The organism is Caballeronia glebae (assembly GCF_001545035.1).
GTDB lineage: Bacteria > Pseudomonadota > Gammaproteobacteria > Burkholderiales > Burkholderiaceae > Caballeronia > Caballeronia glebae.
This window is the reverse complement of record NZ_FCOJ02000118.1, coordinates 1-8572: the sequence shown is the minus strand read 5'-3', so window position 1 is coordinate 8572 and position 8572 is coordinate 1. Positions and strand designations below refer to the sequence as shown.

The 8572-nt window shown below is 58.7% G+C and carries 9 protein-coding genes; 4 read left to right on the top strand and 5 right to left on the bottom strand.

From position 1 onward, the window contains the following. Positions 1–408: 408 nt before the first annotated feature. From AWB82_RS35845 to AWB82_RS35835, 3 genes are all read right to left on the bottom strand, one after another. Positions 409–1482, bottom strand: a complete 1074-nt coding sequence (locus tag AWB82_RS35845; protein ID WP_086973992.1) for a porin — start codon at positions 1480–1482, stop codon at positions 409–411. Positions 1483–1670: 188 nt separating this feature from the next. After that, positions 1671–3113 (bottom strand): MFS transporter, encoded by a 1443-nt coding sequence (locus tag AWB82_RS35840; RefSeq protein ID WP_086973991.1) that lies wholly within the window; start codon positions 3111–3113, stop codon positions 1671–1673. Between the two features lie 238 nt (positions 3114–3351). Continuing rightward, entirely contained in the window at positions 3352–4275 is a 924-nt protein-coding gene (locus AWB82_RS35835; RefSeq protein ID WP_086973990.1) for a dihydrodipicolinate synthase family protein, read from the bottom strand. A gap of 178 nt (positions 4276–4453) precedes the next feature. On the opposite strand from AWB82_RS35835, the gene AWB82_RS35830 reads away from it, so the two are divergent. Beyond that, complete coding sequence (locus tag AWB82_RS35830) at positions 4454–5398, top strand: LysR family transcriptional regulator (RefSeq protein ID WP_086973989.1); 945 nt, start codon at positions 4454–4456, stop codon at positions 5396–5398. 136 nt (positions 5399–5534) lie between these two features. Then, entirely contained in the window at positions 5535–5792 is a 258-nt protein-coding gene (locus tag AWB82_RS35825; protein WP_086973988.1) for a DUF4148 domain-containing protein, read from the top strand. A gap of 221 nt (positions 5793–6013) precedes the next feature. Here the strand turns inward: AWB82_RS35825 and AWB82_RS37490 are convergent, their stop codons facing one another. Then, positions 6014–6325 carry a hypothetical protein gene (locus AWB82_RS37490; RefSeq protein ID WP_143756984.1) on the bottom strand — a complete coding sequence of 104 codons (312 nt, stop codon included), beginning with the start codon at positions 6323–6325 and terminating at the stop codon, positions 6014–6016. A gap of 345 nt (positions 6326–6670) precedes the next feature. Here AWB82_RS37490 and AWB82_RS39070 point away from each other — a divergent pair, with 345 nt between their 5' ends. Next, entirely contained in the window at positions 6671–6994 is a 324-nt protein-coding gene (locus tag AWB82_RS39070) for a Na+/H+ antiporter NhaA (protein WP_327346100.1), read from the top strand. Next, the gene (locus AWB82_RS39065) at positions 6981–7409 is read left to right on the top strand and encodes a Na+/H+ antiporter NhaA (protein WP_327346105.1); all 429 of its coding nucleotides are present in this window, start codon (positions 6981–6983) and stop codon (positions 7407–7409) included. The genes AWB82_RS39070 and AWB82_RS39065 overlap by 14 nt, the downstream gene beginning before the upstream one ends. A 103-nt stretch (positions 7410–7512) precedes the next feature. Here AWB82_RS39065 and AWB82_RS35815 read toward each other — a convergent pair whose 3' ends face one another. Continuing rightward, positions 7513–7797, bottom strand: a complete 285-nt coding sequence (locus tag AWB82_RS35815) for a hypothetical protein (protein ID WP_086973987.1) — start codon at positions 7795–7797, stop codon at positions 7513–7515. Positions 7798–8572: the final 775 nt, after the last annotated feature.

The following is an 8572-nucleotide window of genomic DNA, read 5'->3' as shown; positions in this document are numbered from 1 at the left end:
GCTGGCAAACTCGACTTCTCCGCATTCAACTCGCATGCCCGCTGAGAGCCATTACCCACTTCATTTTCAAAAGAGCCATTAATGCTTTGTGCTTTCCGTTGAGTTTGTCTCTGAGAGTCTGAGAGGCCGCTAAGCATCATAGAAGCGCCGCTCGAATGGCTGCGTGACGGTGAAGGCGAACGGCTACTATTGCCCCATGACGACCCTAACCCGCCGTTCTGCCTCATAACCAGAACGGCCGCTTCTGAGGGTACGACCGCCACTCGCGGGCAGAGGTAGTACCGACCGAGCGCCAGCCATCTCGGTGCAGGCTCGTCGAAGGCGCTTCCCCGTCTGCAAAATGCTTCGGGACCCGTGGAATCGTCCACTGGCTCCAATCGAGGAGCTGCTCACCGACCGGGCCAGAAACTAGAACGTGTGTCGAACGCCGACCGCAAAGGTGTTGCCGGTGGGACGAGCGCTCAGCTTGTCGTAGGTGTAAATCGCGTAGATGTCTGTCCGCTTCGAGAGAAAGTGGTCATAGCCGAGAGACGCCGTATTGCGAAAGCCGTTGGTCGCAGGGGTCGGTCCCGACCGTTGCGTCCGCGCCCACTCGGCGAGCAGGAAATCTGCCGGTGTGAACGGGATGGAGAAACCCGCCTCGTACGTGTGGCTGCCTGTAGGCGTACTCACGTCACTTGTCATCGCCCACGCGCCATAAAGCGTCACGACCTTGAAGTCGTACGCTGCGCCCGCGAGGTAGGCGTACTGCGCGCCGACCGGCCCCGCTGCGGTGTACCGTACACGCTGGCCAGAGAGCACGGCCGTAAGCCCGTGACCTTGATAGTTCAGGTGAACGCCGAGGTTACCGACGCCGGGCGACCCCGCAACGCCACCGAGGCCATAGATCACCGTTGCGCCGAAACCTTTAAAGTCAGGCGTTGTGTACTTGGCAGTGTTGTTCCACACTGTATCGCCGATGATCGTGCCGCCGTAATTGGTCACGAACGTCTGAAGGACGAGCGGCGAAAAGACCGTCGAAGAACTGAACGGGTTGACGAGGGATTCGGCCGTATAGGTCGGATTTCTTTGGCGCCCGAACGTCAACTGACCGAAGTCGCCTTGAAAGCCCACGTACGCATTGCGTGAAAAGAACGGATCTGTCGCATTGCGGCCCTGCGCGCCGTTTTGAGGCTGGAAGAAGCTCTCAAGAGCGAAGATGGCGCTAACGCCGCCGCCCAGATCTTCCTTGCCACGGATTCCCCAGAACGAAGTGGTCAATCCGCCGCTGCCCATGAGTACCGTGGATTGCGGCGTGTCACTACGTTTGACACTGCCGACATAGGTGCCAACAATCCCATACAGTTGGACCTGCGAACCACCATCTGCGCGGGCGTTGCTAGAGGTCAATGCGAGGCCGGAGCTTAGCATCGCTGCTACGCCAAGGGTGCCAGCAACCTTCCGCAATGAGGCGCGGGCCATGACCCGTTGTACCTTTTTCATTTCGGTTGTCTCCATTTATCTTGTTATATACAGCTTCCATCGACATCCGATCAGGAGTGCGAATAGAGTGTCCTGGGGCGTTGTCGCTGTCTGCGAACCTGTCGCGCTGAAATTAAGGTTGTTGGGATCAGGACCTCCCCCTTCTCCTGAGTCACCTGAGAAGAAGGAGCGGCAGTGAATGCGAGCGGTTACGGAGAGATTTCTTCTAGCGCGCGATTGGTCGTTTCCACCATTCGCGAAGCCACAAAGAAGCCCACTGCGCTGACCACGGCAAACAGGATGAATACCGCAGCGATGCCTTTACCCGTCAATACGACGCCAACGATCGCGGGCGCGGCAGCAGAAGCGGCTCGCAGCCAGGACGTCGCGAGGCCCGTACCGATCGCGCGCATCCGGGTCGGATAGATTTCAGGGGTGTACAGGTACAACAGTACGGTTGTGGTTGCCATCACCGCATATGCCGACGATCCCAGCAACATCACCGACCAGGCACTACCTGCTCCATGAATGCCCAGAGCGGCAAGCAGGATTCCGCTGATGATGAAGCAGGCCATTGCCCAGCGGCGGCGCCCGACCCGATCAATCAGCAACGCGCAGGCAAGCACCCCGCACGTGCTCAGGACGTTGGAGATGGACGCCATGTGAAGCGACTCTTGCAACGGCAGATGGTAGACCGTCTTGTAGAGGCTCGGCAGCCAGTTGTTGATGCCGTTCGCGACGAAGTACGAGGTCGCCCAAAGTAACCACACGACGATGGTGCGCCCACGGTAGAACGGCGAGAAAAGTTCCTTCCACGATCCCTTCTGCTTCGACTGCAGGCCGTTCAGGAGGCTCACCACGCGCTCGTCGACCTCGGCTTGCTGCGTCTGCGTGTCGAGGCTGCGCTTCGGCGTGCTTGCCTCCAGCCGCTCGATGATGCGTTCAGCTTTATCGAAACGCCCCTTCGAAATGAGCCAACGCGGCGATTCTGGAAGGCGCGCGATCAGGATCGCGACCACGATTCCGGGAAGTCCACCTATGAGGAACATGTACTCCCAACCGAAACGGGGGACGATGAACGCACCCAACTGCGCGGCTGCAAGCAGACCCAGCGGGAAAATGAGTTCGTACAAAATAAAGAAACGTCCCCGGCCATGCGCTTGCGACAGCTCGTTGATATACGTCGCCGCGACGGGCACTTCTCCGCCCACGCCGATGCCTTGCAGAAAGCGCATCAAGAACAGCATATGGAAGCTGCCGGTGAAAGCACATACGACGCTCATGGCCGACATCACACCGACTGTTACTGTTGCACTAGGGACGCGACCGACGCGCTCGGCAAGCCAGCCGAACACCAACGCGCCTACGACTTGTCCGAGATAGCCTGAGGCGATCAGCACGCCAATCTGGCCGGGAGAAAGATGCCAGAGACCCACCAGTACAGGCAGCACGAAAGCAAGCGAGAGAGCGTCGAATGCGTCAAAGAGGGTCGCGCTGCCCATAATGATGCGTGCCTTCGTGTGCCACTTGCAGAACGGCACGTTCTCGATGCGAAACAGCAGATTCGCCGCACGCATTTGCTCGCTCGTTGTGCGGGTTGCGCTCTCGGATTGACCAACGCCGACGCTGTAGGCGGTCAAAGGGGTGTTCATGCTGTCTCCTGAAATGCTGCATTTTATGGGCCCTCGGATTTCTTTTTGTTTTGAAGCGCCGGTCGCGTTTCTTTCTTGTTGTGTCGCGACGCTGGAGCCTGTTTGGTCGTTTCCCGATCCTGTTATGGGGCGACGCGCGCACCAAGCGTTCGTGCGTCGCCGTTACTGCTTAAGCGATAGCAAAGCGGGGGCAGCGGTTCGCTATAGTCACAACGGCTATGAATAGCCAGCTTCCGCGTCAGTCGACGAGGCCTGCCGAGCGAAGTGCGTCGGCGATTTCAACGTCCGCGCCTTCCGCGAGCGGCAGCAACGGCGAGCGGACCGTGGCGTGCTCGAGAATGCCGCGGGCCACGAGGCCATGCTTGAGTGCCACGGTGCCTTCCATGTGCGAGCCACGGTGGTACACGTTGCGCGTCACAGGCAGCAGGCGATCGTGGATCGCGCGTGCGGCCTGGTAGTCCTTCGCCTTGCCCGCTTTGAGCAGTTCGAGGAGCGGCTCGGGAGCCAAACCGCCGTAGCCGACGAGTGCACCGTCTACGTCGAACATCGTGTGCAGTAGATATTCGTCGTGGCAGGTCAGGATCTGCAGTTCCGGACGCTCGCGACGGATGATGGGGATCTCAACATCCCAGCGACGCATATTGCGCACGCCGTTTTTCATCGCAAACACGCCCGGTTGTGCGGCGATTTCCAACTGCGTTTCGAGGTTGTAGGTCGCCTTGGTGGCGTCCGGGTACTGGAACAGGATGAGCGGCAGGCCGCTGCCTTCGTGGATGGCGCGGTAGCGGTCTTGCGGTGCGCCCTTCTGGTAACCGAAACGCAGCCAGCCGTGCGACGGATACACGAGACCTGCCGACGCGCCGGCTTCCACCGCTCGCTTCGCTTCATCGACGGCGACTTGCGTACCTTCGAGCGTGATACCGGCGATGACCGGAATCTTGCCGTCGACGGACTTCACGAAGCTTTCGATGACTTGCGCTTGTTCTTTCTGCGTCATGAACGTGCCTTCGCCAGCATGGCCGAGCACCGTCAGACCTTTAACGCCCTCAATGCTGCCGAGCCAGGAACCCAGCCGTTGAATTGCTGCATGGTCCACCGCTCCATCGCGGGTGAAGGGGGTAATGGGTGCCGGGACCAAACCGCGCAGATCGATCGCTTTCATGACGTCTCCAATGTGAACTTTTCGGCTCCTCTCTCCGAGAGGAGAGCCCGCTGCTCGTTTCGCTTTAAGCTCGAACAGTGGTGCATGCGTTGCAGTGTAGGGACGGACAGCCCATGCGAGAACTGCCTAACGACACATTTCAGCTATACTGATTTGACATATCTCTTTGGAGCTAGCGGTGGACTACGCGGCTTGGAAGCTATTCATCGATGCGGCAGAACTCGGGAGCTTGAGCAAGGCGGCCGTGGCGTACGGGACCAGCCAGCCGCATATCAGCCGCCAGATGGTTGAACTGGAGCAGTACTGTGGCGGCCGCTTGTTTCAGCGGACAGGGCGCGGCGTGATATTGACGGAACTGGGGGCGCGGATCGCCCCGCGCGTCAGGACGTGGCTGGCCAGCACGGAACAGTTGTCCAACGACATCCGCAGTACCGCGGGAGAACCGATTGGCGTAGTCAGGCTCGGGATCTTGCCCTCCACCGCTCATCCGCTGGTCAGCACGCTCTACCATCGCCTTCGAGAACGTTATCCCCTGGTGCAGTTACAGGTGCGCGAGGGTCAGGGGGCTTTGTTGGATACGTGGTTGGAAAACGGTAGTGTTGACCTCGCCATCCTTTTTAGAAATAGCCCGACGCCGAAAGACGGTGACGAGTATTTGGTTGAGGCAGCGACCTACCTGGTCGGCGGGGAGGGCGATCTTCTGACCAAACATCCGACCATTGAATTTTCGCAGCTCGACGGGATTCCCCTGGTCTTTTTCTGCCGCCCCAATAGCTGGCGCGACCGGCTCGAACAAATTGCCGGTGAACACCAGGTCTCCCTGAATTTCGCGGCAGAAGCCGACTCGTTGAGTCTGCAGGGGCACATCGTGGCCGATGGCGGCATCTACGGGTTGCTCGGACCTTACGCGATTGCCAACCTTGAAAAGGAATGCCGGTTGCAGGCGTCAATGGTGGTTGAGCCGTCCGTGTCGCGCTTCATTGCGCTCGCCATGTCACCCCACGGCGAACTGACGCTGGCGTGCCGCACGGTGAAGCAGCTTACCAAGGAGATCGCGCGGTCGCGCGCCCTCTCCTCGGATCTTCGACTGGGTGTCTCCGCTGCCTTCCTGCGGTCCATCTGAAGGCTGTAGGCGCGCAGCATTGTGCTTTGCGCAATGTAGTATTGTCCGAATAAGGGAAAATACCTAGCTTAAGACGCATATACTTTGAGGCTTCTAGCAGTACTTCAGAAGACTCGACGCCAAAAGTAGGTATGTGATGAAACACATTTTCATGACGGCTGCCCTCGCTCTGCTCGCCTCTGCTCCAATTACGTCGTTCGCTCAAGCCGATGCGCCACTTACGCGCGCACAAGTACGCGCCGAACTCGCCAATCTCGAACAAGCCGGCTACAACCCGCTGTCTGTTGATGTGGACTACCCGGTCAGGCTGCAAAAGGCAGAAGCGCGATTGCAGGCTGAGCAAACGTCATCGCAGCGCCAGGCCGCGATTCAATCCGGCACACAGCAACACTAATGTTTACTGTTCTCTGGCCGAATCGCCGGCACGCGTTGCGTCGGTTCGCTGAATCCTGCCAGCGCCAGAAACAGAATCCCTCGCACGGGCTGCGCACCACAGTTTGAGCGACGCCTCCCGGAGGCGAATTCCCGTTCGAACGTCAAGATGCCGACAACCGCGAGCGTCCCTTCCTGGCCGCATGCTGCCCCATGCGGTGGGATTGTCTTATACGTCGGCCCTCAGCGCTCGGCGTTCTGCCATCCCGGCGCGTCATCGACACGGTCGCTCGGACCATTCTCGATGAAATCATCCTCGAAGCTCTGTCCGACCAAGTGATCGTAGTCCGTCGGCTTGCTATTGACGATGGTTCGAAACATTTGAATCAATGCGTTGCCATCTTGTAGATGCGCGACCACAACACGAGCAGTACGCAGGGAAATAGATTCGCGGACGGGCGGCGCTTCACTTCCATCGTGTAATTCAAACGCAAAACGATGAACCTCTTCATGTCCTTCCGGCAGCTGAGTATGGCCCCAAATTGTTGCTTTCATCCTTAAGCCTCGAGGAATTTTTCTCGCATGGCAAGCAATCCGGATGCCGCAGTGCGCTACCCGCACCTTTCACCGAAGTCGAACCGATCCGAGCGGCGGATGGACGTTAGGCGCGGGTGCTCCAGTAAAGCCGACTGCGAACGCAAATCGGGTTTTCGAACACGCTCGGGAATTCCGATTGGGAGCCTTGCCGCCGATGCGGAGCCGGTCGACTACGAAAAACGGGTGTCGACAGCGATGCGCGTGCACTAACATCGTTCAATGCAGCGACACTGCCGGAATCACACAGTCCATGGCGCCGGCCCATCTTCGAACGTTGTTTGCATACAACCGAAGAAGCACTGAATGGACAATTCGCTTCGTAAGGCAACAAACGGCATCTCTGACTTCCTCGAACTGGAATCTGCGGGTGGCTTGCTGCTCATGGTCGCAGCAGTTCTCGCGCTGATCTGCAGCAACTCGCCAATTCGGCAGGCCTATGACGATCTACTTAAGATCCCTGTCGAACTGCGCTTTGGATCGTTCGTCCTTGCCAAGCCGCTTCTGCTCTGGGTCAACGATGGGTTGATGGCCATTTTTTTCTTGTTGGTCGGGCTGGAGCGCGACCGCCTTCGCCGTCCCCCTAAAGGCAACGGACACCCGCGGCCACGCTCCCCTGCACCGGCTTGAACACAGCCTTCACCCTTGGGTGGCTTTTGCCATATTGCCCATTTTCGCCTTCACTAATGCTGGAGTTTCCTTTGGCGGCATTTCACCTACGGCGCTGGCTGAGCCGTTGCCGCTTGGCATCGCTGTGGGTCTTTTCGCGGGCAAACTCACCGGCGTTTGCGGGGCCTGCGCTGCTCTGGTTCCGTTTGGACTAGCCAAGCTTCCTGAGGGCGCCACGTGGCGCCAGATCGTGGGCGTCGCCGCGCCGTGTGGCGTAGGATTCACGATGAGTCTATCGATCGGCTCTCTCGCGTTCGAAGGCTCGGAATACTACACGCCGCTCCGCTTAGGGGTGATCGCGGGTTCAACGCTATCCGGCATGACGGGTTATCTGCTACTCAGAGTCGGGTCTGAGCATTCGAGGACGAACTCGTAGCGGCCTTTTGAGAGCGCACGTGTGGCTGCTGCGAAGCGGCGAACCAAACCAAATCAAAATGCCAAGCTACCGGACAGCGGTGGTCGAAGAGAGCAGTATCTGTTTAATTACATCCCTGATTATTCGCAGTCTTAACGCACGTCTTGCCGCTTGGGCTCTTGTATACGCCCTTACCATTTTTAGTCTTGGCTTCTCCGCCTTTGCTCGTCTGGGTTGTGGTGACGCCGCCCGAATTATTCTCAGACTTCCAGGCGGTGCCCGTATTGTTGTTATAGCCGCCGGCTTTCTGCCCGTTGTCGCAGACTGTGCGCCCGGTGGCGCCTATTCTGCACTCGGCGAAAGCATTAGCAGAAAGTACTACACATGCCATTAGCACCATGATTTTCATAGTCGTCTCCGGACGTGGTCAGCACAAGACGTTGTTTTGGCGTGTGCGTGGTTGAATGGTAGTTCATCGCTGACGTTGACCGGATTAAAAGGGAGGGCCAACGGTAGCGCCGCGCTTGCGAGCACCATTCGCTCGAACTGTTCCGCCTTGGCAATCCTCGCATGGCAGACCGCCGACAGGAGGGAGTCGCGGTGTTGAAACTCGGTGCGAACAGTTCGCTTGTTACATCAACGGCGACCGCACCATTCAATGCAATCGTGCTGTAGTAGATTCGAATATCGCGTTGTGGCCGGACCCAGAACCTTTTGCAGCCGGACATGCTCTTCCAGAGAGCCAGATAAATGAACTGCCCTTCGAGAACTTCCCTTGACGCTGATTGCAGTGTCGAAACGGCTCGGGGACAATGATGCCGGCGTGCTAATACGCAGATGTCTCAAAGTGCGGACCATGCTGCGGCCCACAGGTCGGGCTTGCAGTCGTCAACCGACACATCGCGACTGCGACGCCGTTCACGATGGGCGCGCGCCCGGCAAACTCCACCTACCCAGTGCCTTGCCGGAGGTCGCCACGAACGCTCCCCGATGCCTCAGTGATGCAGAATCGGCGCAAAGGCCACAACGACTCGACCTGAATACGATGGACGACCCAGAATCGCTTTCCCTGACACTGCCCGACGGCACTAAGGTCTCTGCGCTCCTCCAAGTGCCGGAGGAGGCGCGAGCCCTTTATGTCTTCGCGCACGGTGCCGGGGCGGGCATGCAGCACGCCGGCATGT

Excerpts from the sequence above, each read along its gene's own strand:
- AWB82_RS35845 (WP_086973992.1), bottom strand. The coding sequence starts at position 1,482 with ATGAAAAAGGTACAACGGGTCATGGCCCGCGCCTCATTGCGGAAGGTT.
- AWB82_RS35840 (WP_086973991.1), bottom strand. The coding sequence starts at position 3,113 with ATGAACACCCCTTTGACCGCCTACAGCGTCGGCGTTGGTCAATCCGAG.
- AWB82_RS35835 (WP_086973990.1), bottom strand. The coding sequence starts at position 4,275 with ATGAAAGCGATCGATCTGCGCGGTTTGGTCCCGGCACCCATTACCCCC.
- AWB82_RS35825 (WP_086973988.1), top strand. The coding sequence starts at position 5,535 with ATGAAACACATTTTCATGACGGCTGCCCTCGCTCTGCTCGCCTCTGCT.
- AWB82_RS37490 (WP_143756984.1), bottom strand. The coding sequence starts at position 6,325 with ATGAAAGCAACAATTTGGGGCCATACTCAGCTGCCGGAAGGACATGAA.
- AWB82_RS39070 (WP_327346100.1), top strand. The coding sequence starts at position 6,671 with ATGGACAATTCGCTTCGTAAGGCAACAAACGGCATCTCTGACTTCCTC.
- AWB82_RS35815 (WP_086973987.1), bottom strand. The coding sequence starts at position 7,797 with ATGAAAATCATGGTGCTAATGGCATGTGTAGTACTTTCTGCTAATGCT.